The organism is Microbulbifer maximicatervae (SeqCode) (assembly GCF_052467385.1).
The window spans coordinates 3,206,592-3,225,733 of record NZ_CP174311.1 but is presented as its reverse complement, the minus strand read 5'-3'; the positions used below and the strand labels follow the sequence as shown (position 1 = coordinate 3,225,733).

Genomic DNA, 19,142 nt, shown 5'->3' with positions numbered 1-19,142 from the left:
TTCGATTTGGGGACGTGGTGAAATTGGTAGACACGCCAGATTTAGGTTCTGGTGCCGAAAGGTGTGGGAGTTCGAGTCTCCCCGTCCCCACCAAATTAAAAGCCTTGAAGTCCGTGTGACTTGCCCTGGAGGGGTAGGTGCGGGCTTCTTGTGTATTTGGCGGCAGCACAAAAGTATTGTTTTGGTGCTGGGCCTACGAGGTTACTGACTAAGTCTCGGTGACCCGGTATTCGTTGGCGCTGCGGCGCGATTACAGAGATAGTCTCACGAGGATAAACATGCAGGTTTCCATCGAAACTACTTCCGGTCTGGAGCGTCGCTTAACGGTCAACTTGCCGGCAGAAATTGTCGACAAAGAAGTGGATAAGCGTCTCCAGCAGGCTGCTAAGACTGTTCGCATCAATGGCTTCCGCAAAGGCAAGGTGCCGATGAAGGTTGTTCGTCAGCGCTTTGGTGCCGGCGTTCGTCAGGAAGTTCTGGGTGAGGTAATGAGCCGTTCTTTCTACGAAGCGGTACAGAAGGAAGAGGTTAAACCTGCCGGCCAGCCTAGCATCGAAGCTAAGCAGACTGCTGCTGGCGAAAACCTGGAGTACGTTGCTACTTTCGAGGTTTACCCTGAAGTTGAACTCGCTGACCTGGCTGAGATCGCTGTAGAGCGTCCTGTTGCAGAAGTTACTGATGCTGACGTGAAGAACATGATCGATGTTCTGCGCAAGCAACAGTCTTCCTGGAAAGATACCAAGCGCAAAGCTCAAAAGGGCGATCGTGTTGTCATCAACTTTGTTGGTCGCAAAGACGGCGAAGAGTTTGAAGGCGGCAAGGCCGAAGGTCACCAGTTGGTACTGGGTTCCGGCCAGATGATCCCTGGCTTCGAAGAAGGCATTCTGGGCATGAAGCCCGGTGAAGAGAAAGACATTGATCTGACCTTCCCGGAAGATTACCAGGCAGAAGAGCTTCGCGGTGCTGCTGTTACCTTTAATATCAAGGTGACTTCTTCCGAGAAGCCTGAGCTTCCCGAGCTGAACGAAGAGTTCTTCAAAGCTTACGGTGTTCAGGAAGGTGGCGAAGAGAAGTTCCGTGAGGAAGTTCGCAACAACATGCAGCGTGAGCTGAAAAATGCCGCTCTGAACAAAGTTAAGACCCAGATCATGGATCAGCTGTTCGAGAAGCATCCAGTTGAGCTGCCGTCCGCTCTGGTTGCCAGTGAAGTAACTACCCTGCGTGGTCAAATGGTTCAGCAGTTTGGTGGTCAGATCAAGGCTGAAGATGCCGAGCGCATGTTGCCTGACACTATGTTCGAAGAGCAGGCAAAACGCCGTGTAGTTCTCGGTCTGGTAGTCGGTGAGATTGTTAAGCAGAATGAACTTTCTGTTGATGCCGATCGCGTAAAGGCGAAAGTTGAAGAGCTGGCTTCTACCTACCAGCAGCCGCAAGAAGTGGTTGACTACTACTACAGCAACCGTGAGCTGCTATCTGGAGTTGAGTCTGTTGTACTGGAAGACCAGGTTGTTGATCACGTACTGGCTTCAGCTAAAGTATCTGAAGTTGACAGCAGCTACGACGAAGTGATTAAGCCGCAAAAACAAGGCTAATCTCTCACTTCATTCAGGTGTAAGGTGGCATCCGCTCAAGCGTGACGCCCCTACATCTCCTTCCTTTTTACCGGCTGGCTTTCTCTCGCCTGACCGGTTAAGCTCTGAAAACCAAATTTTTCAGCATGGGCATACGATGCCTATTCGCTGGCCTGCCGAATACGCCACAAAAGGAAGCAATGGTACCTATGGCACGAATTGATTTTCCAAAAGCTTCGATAGAGCCCTCAGCATCAGGTTTAGTTCCCATGGTGGTAGAACAAACCGCCAGAGGGGAGCGCTCATTTGATATTTATTCTCGCCTGTTAAAAGAGCGTGTGATCTTCCTGGTCGGGCCTGTAGAAGACCACATGGCCAACCTGGTTGTTGCGCAGCTGCTTTTCCTCGAGGCAGAAAATCCGGATAAGGATATTCACCTCTACATTAATTCACCGGGCGGTTCGGTAACTGCCGGCATGTCTATATATGACACCATGCAGTTCATTAAGCCTGACGTCAGCACTATGTGCATTGGGCAGGCCTGTAGTATGGGCGCCTTCTTGTTGACTGCCGGTGCTGAAGGCAAACGCTTCGTAACACCAAACTCCCGTGTGATGATTCACCAGCCCAGCGGTGGGGCCCAAGGGCAGGCGAGCGATATCCACATTCACGCCCAGGAAATCCTCAAGATTCGTCATCGTTTGAATGAGCTCATGGCGCATCACTCTGGACGTCCAGTCAGTGATATTGAGAGGGATACAGAGCGCGACAACTTTATGAGCGCCGATGAAGCCAAGGAATATGGCTTGGTCGATGATGTATTGTCTCGCCGACAGGCATTCGATAAGTAGATTTTTCTACATTAAAAGTTTGCCGGAGGCGGATTTCAGCGAAAGTTAGTTTTTTTGACAGGCTGGCTTTCGTTGGGACTTGAAAATCACGCCAAAAGGCAGCATCTTGCTGGGTAAGCTGAATTTAGGGCCCTGGCCGGCCAGTGACGACGGAGTATTTTGATGACCGACAAAAGCAGCGGAGAAGACAGCGGAAAATTGCTGTACTGCTCTTTCTGTGGCAAGAGCCAACAGGAAGTGCGGAAGTTAATCGCTGGGCCGTCAGTCTTTATCTGCGATGAATGTGTCGAGCTGTGTACCGACATTATTCGTGAAGAAGTACAAGAGACTGCGGAGGGGCCTGAAGGGCGCCTGCCGACACCCCGTGAGATTACTGAAATCCTCGATCAGTATGTGATTGGGCAGGAGAGAGCCAAGCGTGTGCTGGCTGTCGCCGTATACAATCACTACAAGCGACTGCGCACCAAGTCTGGTGTTAAAAGTAAGGATGAAGTAGAACTCAGCAAGTCTAATATTTTGCTGGTAGGCCCAACCGGTAGTGGTAAAACCCTTCTTGCCGAGACTCTGGCCCGCCTGCTCAATGTTCCTTTCACTATTGCCGATGCAACCACCCTGACCGAAGCTGGTTACGTGGGTGAGGATGTTGAGAATATCATCCAGAAGCTTTTGCAGAAGTGTGATTACGATGTAGAAAAAGCCCAGCAGGGTATCGTCTATATTGATGAGATCGACAAAATTTCGCGCAAGTCAGACAACCCTTCAATTACCCGTGATGTGTCCGGTGAAGGTGTGCAGCAAGCGCTACTGAAGTTGATTGAAGGCACTGTGGCGTCTGTGCCGCCGCAGGGTGGACGCAAGCATCCGCAGCAGGAATTCTTGCAGGTCGACACCTCCAATATCCTGTTTATTTGTGGCGGCGCTTTTGCGGGGCTGGATAAGGTTATCCGCGATCGCTCGGAGAAGGGTGGAATTGGTTTCAGTGCCGAGGTTAAATCAAAGGATGGCACCAGTAATTTTGGTGAGATCCTGCGCGACCTGGAGCCTGAAGACCTGGTTCGTTACGGGCTGATCCCGGAGTTTGTTGGACGCCTACCGGTGACCGCAACTTTGGAAGAGTTGGACCGTGAGGCTCTGGTACAGATTCTCACCGAGCCACGCAATGCCTTGACTAAACAGTACGCAAAACTGTTTGAGATGGAAGATGTAGAACTGGATTTCCGCCCCGATGCGTTGGATGCAGTTGCCACTAAGGCAATGGAGCGGAAAACAGGCGCCCGTGGCCTGCGCTCTATCATGGAGTCCGTATTGTTGGAGACCATGTATGACATCCCATCCACAGATAATGTGGTGAAAGTTGTGATTGACGAGGCGGTCATTAAAGGCGAATCAGCCCCGTTACTGGTTTATGAGAGTGAGTCCCAGCCGCAGAAGGCGGCGCCGGAAGAGTAGCTCAAATCCCACCTCAAAAAGCCCCAATATTGGGGCTTTTTTTATAGTTTTTTCTGATTACCCGGGTATCTAACTACCTGTCTGGGTATTCCTGGCTCGAATAGCACTCTTAGCTCGGCACAAATTGGTCGCGAGATTAGACTTGTATTTCGGGCCCTTCCCCCCCATTACTAGCATCTGAAGGGCGGTGGCCCAGGTTAAGCTGTCAATTCCAACAGCAGCATGATGCCGCGCCAAATACCCAGTGATAGGGCCGAGAGGAGTTCTATGGATCAGTCATCCGACACCACACTTGAATATCCGTTGTTGCCATTGCGCGATGTTGTTGTTTACCCCCATATGGTGATCCCGCTTTTTGTCGGCAGGGAAAAGTCCATAGAGGCCCTGGAAGAGGCCATGCGCAGGGATAAGCAGGTATTGCTTGTGGCGCAGCGAAAGGCATCTGAGGATGACCCAGGTGCAGACGATATCTATCGCGTGGGCACTATTGCCAGTGTCTTGCAGTTACTCAAACTCCCCGATGGCACTGTGAAGGTGCTAGTAGAAGGGGGAGAGCGCGTAAATATCCACGAAGTGATGGAGAGGGAGAACCATTTCGAGGCGACCGTTTCGCCGATGGAGACGCAGGAGTTGCCGGAAGGCGAAGCAGATGCCCTTGTGCGCTCTGTGATGTCTCAGTTTGAACAGTACGTTTCTGTAAGTAAGAAAGTCCCCAATGAGGTTATTACCTCTCTGTCGGGAATTGATGAACCTGGCCGCTTGGCAGATACCATTTCTGCGCATATGTCCCTTGAGTTGGCTCAGAAGCAAGAGCTTCTGGAGACTCTCAGTGTTAAAGAGCGTTTGGAGCATTTGCTGGGCCTTATGGATGCTGAAATCGACCTGATTCAGGTGGAAAAACGCATTCGTGGGCGTGTGAAAAAGCAGATGGAGAAAAGCCAGCGCGAGTACTATCTCAATGAGCAGATGAAGGCGATTCAAAAAGAATTGGGCGAGATCACCGAAGAGCCCAATGAAATTGAAGAGCTGGAAAACAAAATTGCCGAATCCGGCATGAGTGCGGAGGCAGAGAAGAAAACCCGCGCTGAGCTGGCTAAATTGAAAATGATGTCGCCTATGTCTGCGGAAGCTTCGGTTTTACGCAGTTATATCGACTGGATGTTGAGCCTGCCCTGGAAAAAAGCCAGCCGGGTGAGACACGATTTGGTTAAAGCCGAGGAAATTCTCGAGAAAGAACACTACGGCTTGGAAGAGGTTAAAGAGCGGATTCTGGAATACCTCGCGGTACAAAAGCGAGTGAAGAAAGTGAAAGGGCCGATCTTGTGCTTGGTTGGGCCTCCAGGGGTGGGTAAAACCTCCCTCGGTCAATCTATTGCTCGAGCAACAAATCGTCAGTATGTGCGTATGGCCCTGGGCGGCGTTCGCGATGAAGCCGAGATTCGTGGGCATCGACGCACTTATATTGGCTCACTGCCGGGCAAGCTGATTCAGAAAATTTCGAAAGTTGGAGTGAAGAATCCCCTATTCCTGCTCGACGAAGTCGACAAAATGGGGATGGATCAGCGCGGCGATCCCGCCTCAGCGCTTCTTGAGGTTTTGGATCCGGAGCAGAATAAAACCTTCAATGATCACTACTTGGAAGTGGATTACGACCTTTCCGATGTGATGTTTGTCTGCACCTCTAACTCAATGAATATTCCAGGCCCGTTGCTGGATCGTATGGAAGTTATTCGAATCCCCGGTTATACCGAGGACGAAAAACTGAATATTGCTCAGCGCTATCTTGTGCCGAAGCAGCGCAAGGCCAACGGCCTTAAAGATGATGAGCTGGATCTCTCCGATGACAGTATCCGGGATATTGTCCGCTACTACACCCGTGAAGCGGGTGTGCGTGGCCTGGACCGGGAGATTGCCAAGATCTGCCGCAAGGTAGTAACGGAGCACGTTCGCAATCCTTCAGAGAAGAAGGCTGTAATACAGCCAGAGCAACTTGAAGAGCTTCTCGGTGTTCGCAAGTTTGATTTTGGCCGTGCGGAGGAAGAGGACAAAATCGGAATTGTTACCGGTCTCGCCTGGACCGAGGTGGGTGGTGAGCTTCTTAACATTGAAGCTTCAGCTGTGCCGGGTAAAGGGCGCATGATCAAAACCGGCTCCCTTGGCGATGTTATGCAGGAGTCTATCCAGGCGGCCTTGACGGTTGTGCGTTCTCGCTCCCAGGCGCTGGGAATAGGTCCGGACTTCCACGAGACCCGGGATATTCATATCCACGTGCCTGAAGGTGCCACCCCCAAAGATGGCCCTTCGGCGGGTATTGCCATGTGCACCGCTTTGGTGTCTGTGTTAACGGATATTCCCGTTCGCTCAGATGTGGCGATGACTGGAGAAATTACTCTGCGTGGAGAAGTTTTAAGAATTGGTGGTCTTAAAGAAAAGTTATTGGCAGCGCATCGGGGCGGTATAAAAACTGTACTGATTCCTGCTGATAACGAGCGAGACCTGAAGGATATTCCCGATAATATTCTCCAGGACTTGGTAGTTAGGCCCGTTAAGTGGATCGATCAGGTACTTGAGCTGGCGCTCGAACACAAGCCTGAATCCCTGTCTGATGAAGAGTATTCCGCCTTACAGAAAAAGGCAGAGGAGCGCTCGCAGCGAGGAATCCAAACTCACTGACTCTTGTAAAGGGGTGACTTTTGTCGCCCCTTTACAACTTGCAAGGCCAAAACTTCGCCAATCAGGCTATCTACGCTGCTTGAAAAGTGTGCATCTGCCCGGAAACCCGCATGGTTCCTTGACCCGCTTCTGGGCAGTTGGTATAAAACGGGGCTTATTGCCCGGCGCGTAAATTGCCGAAGGCTAAAAAATTTAAAGTATGGGTGTCTTTTGTAGACCACCCGAAGCATATTTAAAAAGAACAGAGGGATTAAGCGTGAATAAGTCCGAACTGATTGAAGCAATTGCCGCATCTGCAGATATTCCAAAAGCAGCAGCTGGCCGTGCTTTGGACGCAATGGTTGATAGCATCACTGATGCCCTAAAAAAAGGTGATCAAGTTGCCCTCGTTGGCTTTGGTACCTTTGCTGTGAAAGAGCGTGCAGCTCGTACTGGTCGCAATCCTCGCACTGGCGATCCCATTGAAATCGCTGCGGCAAAAATTCCTAACTTCAAGGCCGGTAAAGCCCTGAAAGACGCTGTAAACTAAGTTTTCAGCAGGCTTTGAGACTTTGTAAAAGAGTCTGAATGTCAAAGAGGCGTGTCAGTTGGGATACGCCTTTTTTGTATCTGATAGTAGTTAAAAACAATTAATTTTCGGAGCTGAGCATGCTTCAGTCCATGCGTGACAACCTGAAAGGGACAGCCGCGATTATTGTCGCAGCCTTTTTCGGTTTTATTATGGTCATTGGGGGAATTGATTTCTTCACCGGTGCCAGTGGAGGTGCTGCCGATGCGGTAGCCGAGGTTAATGGCGAAAAAATTACAAACTTGGATTTGCAACGCGCAATTCAAAATCGCCGCAATATGATCATTAGTCAGTACGGCGAAGATGTGCCCGCTGATTTAATCAGCGATGAACAGTTGCGTGAGCCAGTTTTACGCCAGTTGGTTTCCAGTGCTGTGATGCGCCAAGCTGCTCAGGACAGTGGTATGGTGATGAGCTCTGCGGCGGTCGACAGAGCGATCGTGGGAATTCCGGCTTTTCAGGTGAACGGCAGTTTTGATCCGCAAATGTACCGCGATGCTTTGCGTCGTATGGGGTATAGCCCTGCAGGCTTCCGCCAGATTATGGAAAATGATATGGCGCTGGAGCAGTACGCAAACAGTGTTGTTGAAAGTGCTTTTACTACCCAGGCGGATGCAGAGCAGATTGTTGCGGCCTCTATGGAAGAGCGTGATTTTGATTACGTGGTGATGCCAGTTGAAGGCCTGCTAGCAGAGACTCAGGTTTCGGATGCTGAAGTAGAACAGTACTACCAGGAGAATCAAGGGCAATACCAGCGTCCAGAGCAGGTGGCGGTTGAGTATATTGAGCTAACTCCTGAATTATTTGCCGATAACATTGATATTTCTGAAAGCGATGTTCGCGCTCAGTACGAGCAAGAGCTGAAAGGTTTCGCATCGGAACTTCGCCGTCGAGCTGCACATATTTTGCTTGAAGAAGCTGACGCAGAAAAAATTGCTGAGATTCAGAGCAAACTGGATGCCGGCGAAGATTTCGCCGAGTTGGCAAAGACTTACTCCCAAGACGTAGGCTCTGCGGAGGAAGGCGGTGAGTTGGGTTACACCACAGGTGATGTATTCCCAGAGGCATTCGAGCAGGCCTTGGCCGCGCTGGAAGTGGGTCAGGTTTCTGCTCCAGTGACCACCGATAGTGGAACTCACTTTATCAAGTTGTTGGAAGTAGAGCAGAGTGAACCGCCGAGCTTCGAAGAGCAAAAAGTGGCGATCGAAAAGCGACTGCGTGCGTCCGTTGCCGAGCGCGAGTTTGTTGATGCCTTGTCCCGTCTCGCCGATCTGGCATACAACGCGGACAACCTGGCTGAGCCCGCTGAAGAGTTGGGTGTTCCCCTGAAGACTGCCGATCTGTTTTCGCGTGAGAGCGCATCTGGCGTACTTTCTAACGGGCAGGTTATCGAGGCTGCCTTCTCTGTGGAAGTGAAGGAGGATGGCAATACTTCAGATGTGATCAACCTGAACAATGAGCACTCTGTTGTTTTGCGGGTCACCGACTCTAAGCCCGCGGGTACCTACCCTCTGGAAGAGGTTCGCCAGCAAATTGTTGACCGTTTGAAGCGTGATAAGGCCAGTGAGCAATTGGCTAAGCAAGCGGAAGAGCTAAAAGAGAAACTCGCTACTGGTACTAGTTTTGCAGAACTGGCAGAAGCGCAAGGTTTAACCCTGGAGACCAGTGATAAAACTCGCCGCGGTGGTTTTGCTCAGCGCGGTGAGATTAATGCCAAGGCATTTGCATTGCCTGCACCATCTGCTGGCAAAGATGAAGTGACCAGCTTCGCTACAAATAATGGTGATCTGGTAGTTCTCGATCTGCGCAGCGTGCGCCCGGGCGAACTGTCCAAGCAGAGCAAAGAGCAGCGTCAGGCACTGATGCAGCAATTGGCCTCTGTAAATGGTGGGGCAGAGTTAGCAGCTATCCAGCGCTACTTGTCCGATCAGGCAAAAATCGATCTGGCCTCTTCTGCCGAGTAACGGTTGTTATTGAGCCATAAAAAAACCCGGCAATTGCCGGGTTTTTTTATGGCTAACTCCCTGTAGGGTAGGGTGCGCTTTAAGTGTTGCTGGCACTATCCACAAATAAGGTTAAGCGCTGTCCGGGTTGTAAATACTTGGACTTGTTTATCTTATTCCAGCGGAGAATATCATCGATTTCGATACTGAATTTATTGGCTATCCGATATAGAGAGTCGCCGCTGCGTACCCGGTAAGAAACCTTGCGGGTAGTGCGGTTGTTCTCTGATACTGCGGGGGAGCCGTTGTAAGCCACCAGGGTGCGTCCAGGGCGCAGGGTGTCTCCCGGTGCCATGCTGTTCCAGCTGGCCAGTTGCTTTACGGTCACATCCAGCTTGCGTGAAATCCCCCAAAGGCTGTCGCCAGGGCGTACAGTGTAATTAACTTTCTGGCCCTTGCCAGAAGACTGCTTGCGTTTAACTCGCTGATCGAGTGCGTAGGCATACTGTCCCGCGGGGCCCGATGCGCTGGGGATTAACAGTGTTTTACCGGCGCGAATATTATTGCTGCGTAGTTTGTTTGTTTCGCGTATCGCTCCGACGGTGGTCTGGTAGCGGCGAGCGATAGTGGAGAGGGTGTCGCCTCGGGCAATGGTGTAGCGCTGCCAGCTTACCCTCTCTTCCTTGGGAAGTTGTGCCAGGGCGCTCTCAAACTTTTCCTGGGTCTCTATTGGAATCAGTAGTTGGTGGTTTCCGTTGGGGTCGGTTGCCCAGCGGTTATAGCCTGGGTTCAGTAGGTAGAGCTCTTCAATCTCAATTTCTGCAAGTTCTGCAGCTTGGGCCAGATCGATCTGACTGCCTACATCGACACGGGCGTAGTAGGGCTCATTGGAGACATCATGCAGTGGGATTTTGTAATGGTCCGGGCGGGATATAACCTCCGCCAGAGCCAGCAGCTGGGGCACATAGCGTTTGGTTTCCCGCGGCAGTTTGAGATCCCAATAACTGGTGCCAAGCCCGTTGCGACGATTGCGCTCTACGGCTCTGCGAACCGTTCCCTCACCGGCGTTGTAAGCAGCGAGTGCCAGTTCCCAGTCCCCATCAAAGCGATCGTGTAGGTAGTTGAAGTACTTTGCCGCAGCCTGGGTGGATTCATGGACATCGCGGCGTCCGTCATACCACCAGTTTTGCTCGAGACCGAAAGAGCGCCCGGTGGCCGGGATAAACTGCCACATACCGGAAGCCCGGGCGTGGGAGTAGGCGAAGGGGTCGTATGCACTCTCGACAATGGGGAGCAGCGCTAATTCAAGTGGGAGATTTGCCTGTTCCAGCTGTTCTGCAACATGGAAAATATAGCGACGAGAGCGCTCGGTTACCCGAGCCATATAGCCCTCGTTGCGGGCGAAGTAAGCAATATATTCCTTAACCTTGGGGTCGCTGGTGTGGTGATCCAGGGCGAATCCCTGACGAAGTCTTGCCCAGATGTCTACGGGGGGAGGGACCGCTTCAGAGGGTTCGTGCTTTTTAACAGCTCGGTCACTCGCGACAGAGGTTTCCTCTGCAGGGATATTTTCAGTTTCGGGCGCAGAGGCCTGTTCCGGTAATTGCGAGCAGGCCCCTACCGTAGCGGCTAGTAATGCTACGGCAAAATTCTTGTGAACCATGTGTGATATCCGCGAGTATTTCTTGTAATTCATCCTGACGCATTTCAGAACAATTATTGGTAAAGCGCCAGGCATTTGGTCAATTACTTTCGATTCTAATTAGGCAAATTAGTTTCGGTCAATATCGACGGTTAAAAAATATGCGAATTGCTAGTTTATCACCCAGCCTGAGACGAGTTTAGGTGAAGTTGGGCGTTTAGAAGTTGTCCTTCCAGCCGCGCAAGCTCGCAAAAATATCTACGTTATCGCTTCCGTCATTTAACTCCGGTCTCGAATTGATAGCTGTCTGCCTAACTTCCGGATACTGACAGCGAAGAAATGGGTTGGTGTCTAGCTCAAGGGCGATAGTTGAAGGCAAAGTTGGCTTGTTTTCTACTCTCAGGGCTTTGCACTGAGCAACCCTTGCCTCAATGGCTTGATTGTTAGGCTCTACCGTTTGGGCAAACTTTAGGTTGGCGAGTGTGTACTCGTGTGCAGGATAGACAATAGTTGCGGCGGGTAATTTACTGAGCTTTTGCAGAGAATGGTACATCTGCTCTGGAGTGCCTTCGAACAACCTGCCGCAGCCAGCGGAAAAAAGAGTGTCACCACAAAAAAGGTGTAATTGTTCACCGCCTGCTGCTGTGGTTTCATTCAAAACCAAAGCTAAGTGGTCTAGAGTGTGCCCCGGAACAGCGTGTACCTGGAAGGGCATGCCAAGGATCTGTAAGGAATCTCCACCGGCAATGGGGTGAGTGACACCAGGTATTTGCTCGGGGCCATAGACAGGGCACTGGTACTGGCGACAAAGCGTTTCGATGCCGCCGGTATGGTCATAGTGGTGATGAGTAATGAGAATGCCGCTGAGCCTGGTCCCCTGTAGGGCCTTTTCTACTGGCAGCGCATCACCAGGGTCGACTACCCAGTGCTGACCATCTTTTTGCAGGTGCCAGATATAGTTGTCATTAAAGGCGGGGATTGGCGTGATGGATAGCATAATCGGATCGTCTTATCGCTGAATAGCAGAACAATATCATGGAAGGCGTGAGACGGTGTGAATTGTTACCTGAGGACTGGTTTACTTAGATAAGGCCCTGGAAACATCGCCCGAGTGTAGAATTGAATAGCTGTTAGATTGATCAATGGAGATATGATGACCGGAAAGAGCAGGCCTGGTAATGATGAGGAGCAATCCCCTCTTGGCAAGGTCTGCCCAGCGCTATCCCATTGGTTTTCCAGTTCGCTGGGAGAGGAGATTCTCTCGCAACAGCTGGCATTGGCCCAACCCTTAGTGGAGGGCTTTTTCGGTTATCACTTTCTACAGGCCAGCGTGACCCAATCCGTTGATTTTGGCGCTTTCAGTCGTATCAATCATCGTTTTCGATTGGGGGCGACCTCTGAGCAGGGCGGGGCTGCGGTAGTAGAGTTCGAGCAACTGCCCCTCCCCGCCGATTCAATCGATGTAGTACTGCTGCATCACCTTTTGGACTTCTCCAGTCATCCCCATCAAGTATTAAGAGAGGCGGCCAGGGTTTTGATACCCGGTGGTCATATGCTGCTAATCGGGTTTAACCCATTTTCCTTGCTCGGCTTGTCCCGTCTGCTGTTTTCCAGGGGGGCTTACCAGCGCGGAAATCAACTGCGGGCTGCTCGAATTGCCGACTGGATGAACCTGTTGGACTTGCAGGCTGAAAGGGTAGATCGCGGCTTCTTCCGCTTGCCATTGCAGCAAAAGGAATTGCTATCCAAGACGGCTTGGATGGAGCGCCTTGGCTCCCGCTTGCACTTGCCATGGGGGGGCTTTTACATCATAGTCGCCCGCAAAGAAGTGGCACGTGTTCGCACTATTAAAATCAACTGGCGGGCCGAGAGAAAGCCCGCTTTGGTTGCCACCCCATCGAGCCCTCGCGTTGCAGCACGCGGGAAGCATCAAAAGCGCTGATTTCGCTGAAAATCAGCCCCATATCTAATTTTGGCGTAAGTTTTGAAACAAATTACTATCTATACAGATGGCGCTTGTCGCGGTAATCCTGGTCCCGGCGGTTGGGGTGCCCTGTTGGTGTACGGTGAGCGGGAGAAAGAGTTGTTTGGTGGGGAGGCGCATACCACCAATAATCGCATGGAATTGTTAGCTGCAATCAAAGCTCTGGAGGCTCTTAAGCAGCCGTGCAAAGTTGACTTACATACTGACTCACAGTACCTGCGCCAGGGAATTACCGGCTGGATTAACAACTGGAAAAAGAACGGTTGGAAGACAGCGAGTAAGAAGCCTGTCAAAAATGCAGACCTATGGCGGCAGTTGGATGAGAGCGTCTCCGAGCATGATGTAGAGTGGCACTGGGTTAAAGGTCATGCCGGCCACCCGGGCAATGAGCGGGCCGATCAGTTGGCAAATCGTGGCGTCGATGAGCTGGAGTCCTGAGGGGAATATTGCATATGCGTCAAGTGGTTCTCGATACAGAGACAACAGGTCTCGATCCCAAAAGCGGCCATCGTATTATTGAAATTGGTTGCGTAGAGCTGGTTAATCGGAAGTTGACTGGCCGTCACTATCACCAGTACATCAACCCGCAGCGACAAGTGGAAGATGGGGCTATTGAGGTCCATGGAATCACTAATGAATTCCTGGCGGATAAACCCGTATTCGCTCAGATCGCCGATGAATTTATGACCTTCTGTGAAGGTGCAGAGCTGGTTATTCACAACGCGCCCTTCGATGTCGGTTTTATTGATGCTGAGCTGAGGCTGCTGGGTAATCCGCGCTGGCGCAATATCAATGCGCATTGTGGGGTTTTGGATACCCTGACAATGGCCCGGGAAAAGCACCCCGGGCAGAAAAACAATCTGGACGCCCTTTGTAAGCGCTACTTTGTCGATAACTCCCAGCGGGATTTGCACGGCGCATTGCTGGATGCGGAGATTCTTGCCGACGTCTACCTGATGATGACCGGTGGCCAAACCGATTTGGTGTTGGCACAGGGTGATTCCTCGGAAGGGGAGGAAGGTAAGAAGGCGGAAAATGATGCGGCGGGTGAAGCCATTCGTCGCCTATCGGCAGATCGCGCGCCCCTGCTAGTAGCGCGTGCTACGCCACAGGAAGCTGAAGCGCATCAATCGATGCTAGGTTTGCTGGAGAAATCAGCGGGCAAACACTTCTGGTAGCACATCAATGAAGAGGTGTTCTCTTTAACCTTGATGTTTATTGCGCTTTTCTTTTTCTGAGCGGGTGGGAATTATCAATCCCCACCCATCCAGATAGTCTCTTATACAAGTTCTCTTTAGATCGCGTAGACCACGCAAATCAAAGCAACAATACTCAGTACGATGGTGTAGGGCAGAGCCATGATCACCATGCGGCCATAAGATAGGCGTATGAGAGGTGCCAGGGCCGATGTCAGCAGGAACAAAAATGCAGCTTGTCCATTGGGAGTGGCAACGCTGGGTAGGTTGGTTCCGGTATTGATGGCAATGGCCAGCTTGTCAAAATGTTCTCGGGTAATGTCGCCTGCAGTGAGGGCAGCTTTAACTTCGTTAATATAAACCGTTGCCACAAAAACATTGTCGCTAATCATCGACAAAATACCGTTTGCCATGAATAGCAACCCTGGCTGCTGTTCGGGCTTTTGTGCGAGAACGAAGTTGGTTACAGGCTCGAATAGGTGCTGCTGGTGAATCACTGCAACAATTGCGAAGAAAACCACGAGCAGTGCAGTAAATGGCAGTGCCTCTTCAAACGCGTGGCCGATTCTAGCTTCTTGAACAACGCCGTTAAACGAGGTCAGAAGTACAATAATCATCAGGCCAATGATACCGACTTCGGCAACATGAAATGCCAGGGCAAAAACCAGAACCACAGCGACAATGCCCTGAATCCACAGCTCGGCAACCTGCGCCGAGGTGCGCTTCTTTTCTTCCTCTTTGGAAAAGTTAACCAGTACCTCACGTACGGCGCTAGGGAGCTGGGCTCCATAGCCAAACATTTTAATTTTCTCCAAAAAGAAACAAGTAGCTAGGCCGGCAAAGAATGTTGGAATGGTTACTGGGGCCATCTGCAGGAAAAACTGTACAAATTCCCACCCGGCTTTCTCAGCGATCAGTAGGTTTTGCGGTTCTCCAACCAAGGTGCAAACACCACCGAGAGCAGTGCCTACGGCGCCATGCATGATCAGGCTGCGAAGGTAGGCTCGAAACTGGTCCAAGTCTTCGCGGTGATACTCCACGACATGCTCATCGTTGGAGTGGTCGTGGTCGTTGTGGTGGTGTGGCTGCTGGGAGGCGACCCGGTGATAGACTGAGTAAAAGCCTACGGCAACTGCAATCAGAACAGCAGTTACGGTCAAGGCATCTAAGAATGCTGACAATACTGCAGATACAGCACAGAAAAGTAGTGACAGCAGAGATTTTGAATTCACATTAATCAAAATTTTAGTGAATACAAATAGAAGCAGGCTCTTCATGAAGTAAATGCCGGCCACCATAAACATTAGCAGCAGAATAACTTCGATATTCTCAACTACCTCGTGGTAGACGGCATCGGTGCTTGTCATACCCATCAATACGGCTTCAATTGCGAGCAGTCCGCCGGGTTGAAGTGGGTAACACTTCAGGGCCATCGCCAGGGTAAAAATGAATTCACCAATAAGGACCCAGCCTGTTACAAAAGGCCCCGATACATACAGTATTAATGGGTTGAGAAGCAAAAAGGCGGCTATGGTCAATTTGTACCAATCAGGCGCTTCGCCGAGAAAATTTTCGGCAAAGGCGCGACCAAATCCGCCGCCGGATGCCGCAATGGTGTTGTTGTAAGTGTTCATCATTTACTTCCTTGGTTAACCCATTGGTGTGGGTCAAAATGGAATCTTTGGGAATCGGCGGTGTATGCGAAATAGATACCTGAGCTCAATTATCGCTGCGTGCTTCCCCGGGTTTATTGTGCACAGATTGATTGGTTTTTGTTCTTTAACACAAAAAAACGTACAGCTTTAAACTTGAAAGTAGCAAACGCTACTGGGTTTTCTGGAAAATTCAAGTAATTTAGGGGCTTCAGCCCCGCCGCTAGGTTATTTGTCGATTATTCGGTGGAAATTGTTTGGCGAAAGGTGGACTCTTTTATTTATTGGGGTAAATTGCCCTTAATGAGGCCAGAATCATCCTGATCTGGTTGTTTTTTGTTCGATTATAGGAAGAATGCAGCGGTGCAGCCAAAGACTGAATTGCGCAAGATCAATATCACTTCTGTCAATGTAGTGAAGGATGAGCTGGTAGCTACCATCGATAATGCCGCCTCACACTTGGATAAATTTGCCGCGGATACTTCCCAAAAGCAGGCTCTCGAACAGAGTTTGGCTGCACTCAGGCAGGTTAGTGGAGTATTGCAGATGGTGCAGCTCCAGGCAGCTGAGCTCCTCGCCCAAGAGAAAATCAAAGCGCTTACAGAGGTGTTAGAGGAGAGACAGAGCGCCTCAGAAGAACTGATGGAAGCGCTGGGCACAGGTTTTTACGTAATGGGACGCTACTTGGATTTTGTCCAAAGTCGTGCCATTGCCCGTCCAGAATTGCTGATTCCCTATATCAATAATTTGCGTGCGGCCCGGTCTCAGCCCCCTGTGCCGGAAAGTCATTTTTTCCGTTGTAACTTGGAGGGGGCTGTGCCTGGTGCAGGGGCTTCTGCGGTAATGTCGGAAGACTTGAATAGTTTTGTTCGCCGATTCCGCCATATGTACCAGGTTGGTTTGTTGGCTCTGTTGCGAGGTAAACCTCGGGGCCCAGCGTACACGATGATGTCTCGCGCCCTTGAGAGAATCGCAAGCATCACCATGGGGCGCCCAAATGGGCGTTTATGGGTGGTAGCAGGGGCGGCACTTGCAGGCATGGCCTCCCAGGAAATGCGCATCAGTCGATCCCGGGTGATGGTTTTCAGTATGTTTGATCGCTGGCTGCGAGCATTACAAAAAGAGTGTGATACAGCTTTAGATCAGCCTGCGCCACCGATTTTGCTGAAAGAGTGCCTCTATTGGCTGACTCTTTCCAAGCCCGAGGGCTTTGGTGGCAAGTTGCTGGAGGCCTTCTCCGCAGAGCCTCTTGATTACAGCGAAGAGGAATTAGAGCGGGAGCGAGCCACCCTTGGAGGCCCCGGCGCCACGGCAATTACCGCAGTTGCTAACGCCTTAGAGGAGGAGTTGTCCGGTGTGCGCCGGATGTTGGATGACGCTGAGTTAATTGGTACTACTACCTTGGACGCAGAAGATGGCCTCGCTTCTTCTCTACAGAGAGTGGCCGGTACCTTGCAGATGCTCAATTTTAAGCGGGTTGGAGAGAGTCTGCGCAGCGCGGTTGCGGAATACCAGAGTGCCTCCGGCGCGGGTGGTTCCATAGCGGACAGCGCACTGCAAAAACTGACAGGCCAGGTGTTGATGGTCGATAGCACGGTAAGAGCGCTCAAGCAGAGTACTTCTATTGATCTGGATGAATACGGTCATGCGGATATTGCCTTTGAGCACAGCCAGCTGGCGGAAGCGGAAGTGGCTGTACTTAAAGAGGCTGAAGCCGGTTTGGCGTTGATTAAGAGAGCACTGGCGGCCTATGCAGAGTCCGACTTTGATCATGGCCATATTCGCAATGTTTCCACTACTTTGAACTCAGTGCGCGGAGGCTTGATCGTTCTCAACTTAAGTAGAGCGGCGGCCGTAGTTGAAGGTTTGCTGAACTTTGTTGAAACTGTTATCGACCGTCATGATGCCGGCCCTGAAGTAGAGCAATCTTTACATATTTTTGCCGATGCGATTATCAGCCTTGAGTACTACCTGGGAGAGGTAAAGCTGCATAGGCAAGCAGATATTCAATCCCTCAGTCTCGCTATCGAAAGCTTGACTGCTCTGGGTTATCCCGTTGAGGCCGCATAATTAAGGAGGTCTCCTTGGTAGATACGTTTGTCCCAGCAGGTAATGTGTGGGCAGTACCGGAATTTTCCCAGCATATCCTGATTGCTGATGGGCTGATTCTCTGCCGAGGAGATTTTTTCCTCCACGACGCCCAGGTATTGGTAGCAGAGGCTGTTCAATCCAGCCACTATTTGGGAGAGCTAAGTGGGCGGGCGTGTGGTGTCCACGTTTTGTCTCGCCAGGTTGAAATTGCCGGCTATGAATGGCGAAACCTGCGCAGCCTGCTGACTTTGGTTGAGGAGCCGATGTTTGCATTGGCTGGGCGGGCGCTACAGATTTCCCATTGGGATAGCCAACATCGATTTTGCGGTCGTTGTGGCACTCCCACCATCTATCACTCTAATGATCGCGCTCGCACCTGCCCGGCTTGTGATCTTACTGTCTACCCCAGAATCTCCCCCTGTGTAATTATGCTTGTTACACGGGGAGATGAGTGTCTCTTAGCTCGTCATGCCTCGCGTTGAAATGCAACTTATACGGCCCTCGCTGGGTTTATAGAGCCCGGTGAGAGTGCAGAACAAGCGCTGGTGCGTGAAGTCTATGAGGAAGTGGGGCTCAAAGTGGGTGCCCTGGAGTATGTGGGGAGCCAATCCTGGCCTTTTCCCGGGCAGTTGATGATCGGGTATTTGGCGGAGTGGCAAGGTGGGGGATTGTGCTTGGACCCCAATGAGATAGAAGAGGCAAACTGGTTCCACTACAGTTCATTGCCAGCTATACCGCCCATACAAACCCTGTCCGGCCGCTTGATCCACACTTTTGTCGAAAAGGCTGCAGCGAAGAACCGCCCGTAAGGTTGGTTTAAAGATGTTGCGCAGTATCAGGGAGTAGAAATCATAATGTATATAGCGATTACCTTTATTATTGCCATCCTGGCGTTGTTGTTTGTGTTTTGGGGGGCGCGAGTCCTGCTATCAGGAAATTGGTTCCTGGGGTTTATACGTGGCTCCGCCGGTCTTTTTCTTTTTGCAACTGCCCTTTGGATTGTTCTGATTGCTGCAGATGTTTACAGCTATAGAAACCTGGCTGAAGAGCACAGTGTTGGTATTGTTTCGTTTCGTAAAATTGCCGAGCAGCAATTTGAAGTCAAGTTTTCTGATGCGGATGGTATAGCGCAAAAGTTTGAATTGCTTGGGGATCAGTGGCAGTTGGATGCCCGAATGCTCAAGTGGCAGGGTCCATTAGCCCGCTGGGGAATTAAGCCTGCTTATCGTCTGGACAGGTTGAGTGGTCGCTATCTCACGCTACAGGATGAGCGAGCTCGCGAGCGTTCTGTCCATGAAATAGAGGGGGCGAACTATGGCGTGGATGTCTGGCAGTTTGTACGCGGTGTTGATCGCAAGTTGCCCTTTGTTGATGCGGTATATGGCAGTGCCACATTTCTACCTATGGAGGACGGTGCGGTTTACGAGGTGCGTATTAGCCACAGCGGTTTGTTGGCTCGCCCCCTTAATCAGCGAGCAACTTCCGCCCTGGAAGGTTGGTAGTAAAATACTGAAGCTAAATA

16 protein-coding genes and 1 tRNA gene are annotated in these 19,142 nt (G+C 51.0%); 14 read left to right on the top strand and 3 right to left on the bottom strand.

The window, feature by feature from the left end; translation table 11 throughout:
* Positions 1–8 precede the first annotated feature (8 nt).
* From ACJJIR_RS13615 to ACJJIR_RS13585, 7 genes are all read left to right on the top strand, one after another.
* Positions 9–93: transfer RNA gene (locus ACJJIR_RS13615), tRNA-Leu, on the top strand.
* A 185-nt stretch (positions 94–278) separates the two neighbouring features.
* Positions 279–1,592: a trigger factor gene (gene tig / locus ACJJIR_RS13610; protein WP_444905767.1), complete on the top strand. Its 1,314-nt coding sequence runs from the start codon at positions 279–281 to the stop codon at positions 1,590–1,592.
* A 188-nt stretch (positions 1,593–1,780) separates the two neighbouring features.
* Entirely contained in the window at positions 1,781–2,422 is a 642-nt protein-coding gene (gene clpP, locus ACJJIR_RS13605; protein ID WP_282933430.1) for an ATP-dependent Clp endopeptidase proteolytic subunit ClpP, read from the top strand.
* 162 nt (positions 2,423–2,584) lie between these two features.
* A complete protein-coding gene (gene clpX / locus ACJJIR_RS13600) occupies positions 2,585–3,871 on the top strand; it encodes an ATP-dependent Clp protease ATP-binding subunit ClpX (protein ID WP_282933429.1) in 1,287 nt (428 codons plus the stop codon).
* A 267-nt stretch (positions 3,872–4,138) separates the two neighbouring features.
* Positions 4,139–6,544 carry an endopeptidase La gene (gene lon, locus ACJJIR_RS13595; RefSeq protein WP_413665176.1) on the top strand — a complete coding sequence of 802 codons (2,406 nt, stop codon included), beginning with the start codon at positions 4,139–4,141 and terminating at the stop codon, positions 6,542–6,544.
* A gap of 256 nt (positions 6,545–6,800) precedes the next feature.
* Positions 6,801–7,073: a non-specific DNA-binding protein Hbs gene (gene hbs / locus ACJJIR_RS13590; RefSeq protein ID WP_010132873.1), complete on the top strand. Its 273-nt coding sequence runs from the start codon at positions 6,801–6,803 to the stop codon at positions 7,071–7,073.
* Positions 7,074–7,192: 119 nt separating this feature from the next.
* Positions 7,193–9,076: a SurA N-terminal domain-containing protein gene (locus ACJJIR_RS13585; RefSeq protein ID WP_444905766.1), complete on the top strand. Its 1,884-nt coding sequence runs from the start codon at positions 7,193–7,195 to the stop codon at positions 9,074–9,076.
* Positions 9,077–9,155: 79 nt separating this feature from the next.
* On the opposite strand, the gene ACJJIR_RS13580 is transcribed toward ACJJIR_RS13585, so the two are convergent.
* Together ACJJIR_RS13580 and gloB are read right to left on the bottom strand one after the other, a co-directional pair.
* Positions 9,156–10,718 carry a LysM peptidoglycan-binding domain-containing protein gene (locus tag ACJJIR_RS13580; protein WP_444905765.1) on the bottom strand — a complete coding sequence of 521 codons (1,563 nt, stop codon included), beginning with the start codon at positions 10,716–10,718 and terminating at the stop codon, positions 9,156–9,158.
* Positions 10,719–10,914: 196 nt separating this feature from the next.
* A complete protein-coding gene (gene gloB / locus ACJJIR_RS13575; protein ID WP_444905764.1) occupies positions 10,915–11,694 on the bottom strand; it encodes a hydroxyacylglutathione hydrolase in 780 nt (259 codons plus the stop codon).
* 153 nt (positions 11,695–11,847) lie between these two features.
* Here gloB and ACJJIR_RS13570 point away from each other — a divergent pair, with 153 nt between their 5' ends.
* Genes ACJJIR_RS13570 through dnaQ form a run of 3 tightly spaced genes read left to right on the top strand, consistent with a single transcriptional unit; the run spans position 11,848 to position 13,859 of the window.
* Entirely contained in the window at positions 11,848–12,639 is a 792-nt protein-coding gene (locus ACJJIR_RS13570) for a class I SAM-dependent methyltransferase (RefSeq protein WP_444905763.1), read from the top strand.
* A 42-nt stretch (positions 12,640–12,681) separates the two neighbouring features.
* The gene (gene rnhA, locus ACJJIR_RS13565; RefSeq protein WP_444905762.1) at positions 12,682–13,119 is read left to right on the top strand and encodes a ribonuclease HI; all 438 of its coding nucleotides are present in this window, start codon (positions 12,682–12,684) and stop codon (positions 13,117–13,119) included.
* 14 nt (positions 13,120–13,133) lie between these two features.
* Positions 13,134–13,859, top strand: a complete 726-nt coding sequence (gene dnaQ / locus ACJJIR_RS13560) for a DNA polymerase III subunit epsilon (protein ID WP_444905761.1) — start codon at positions 13,134–13,136, stop codon at positions 13,857–13,859.
* A 116-nt stretch (positions 13,860–13,975) separates the two neighbouring features.
* Here dnaQ and nhaB read toward each other — a convergent pair whose 3' ends face one another.
* Positions 13,976–15,511, bottom strand: a complete 1,536-nt coding sequence (nhaB, locus tag ACJJIR_RS13555; RefSeq protein ID WP_444908425.1) for a sodium/proton antiporter NhaB — start codon at positions 15,509–15,511, stop codon at positions 13,976–13,978.
* Positions 15,512–15,892: 381 nt separating this feature from the next.
* Between nhaB and ACJJIR_RS13550 the strand changes: the two genes are divergently transcribed.
* The 4 genes from ACJJIR_RS13550 to ACJJIR_RS13535 all read left to right on the top strand — a co-directional run bounded on the left by ACJJIR_RS13550 (position 15,893) and on the right by ACJJIR_RS13535 (position 19,122).
* On the top strand, positions 15,893–17,599 hold the full coding sequence (locus tag ACJJIR_RS13550; RefSeq protein WP_444905760.1) for a FimL-related protein: 1,707 nt from the start codon (positions 15,893–15,895) through the stop codon (positions 17,597–17,599).
* A 14-nt stretch (positions 17,600–17,613) separates the two neighbouring features.
* Complete coding sequence (locus tag ACJJIR_RS13545; protein ID WP_444905759.1) at positions 17,614–18,102, top strand: NADH pyrophosphatase zinc ribbon domain-containing protein; 489 nt, start codon at positions 17,614–17,616, stop codon at positions 18,100–18,102.
* Positions 18,103–18,165: 63 nt separating this feature from the next.
* Positions 18,166–18,429, top strand: coding sequence for an NUDIX domain-containing protein (locus ACJJIR_RS13540; protein WP_444905758.1), 264 nt, complete (start codon positions 18,166–18,168; stop codon positions 18,427–18,429).
* Between the two features lie 45 nt (positions 18,430–18,474).
* Positions 18,475–19,122 carry a cation/multidrug efflux pump gene (locus ACJJIR_RS13535; protein ID WP_444905757.1) on the top strand — a complete coding sequence of 216 codons (648 nt, stop codon included), beginning with the start codon at positions 18,475–18,477 and terminating at the stop codon, positions 19,120–19,122.
* The last annotated feature ends 20 nt before the right edge of the window (positions 19,123–19,142 follow it).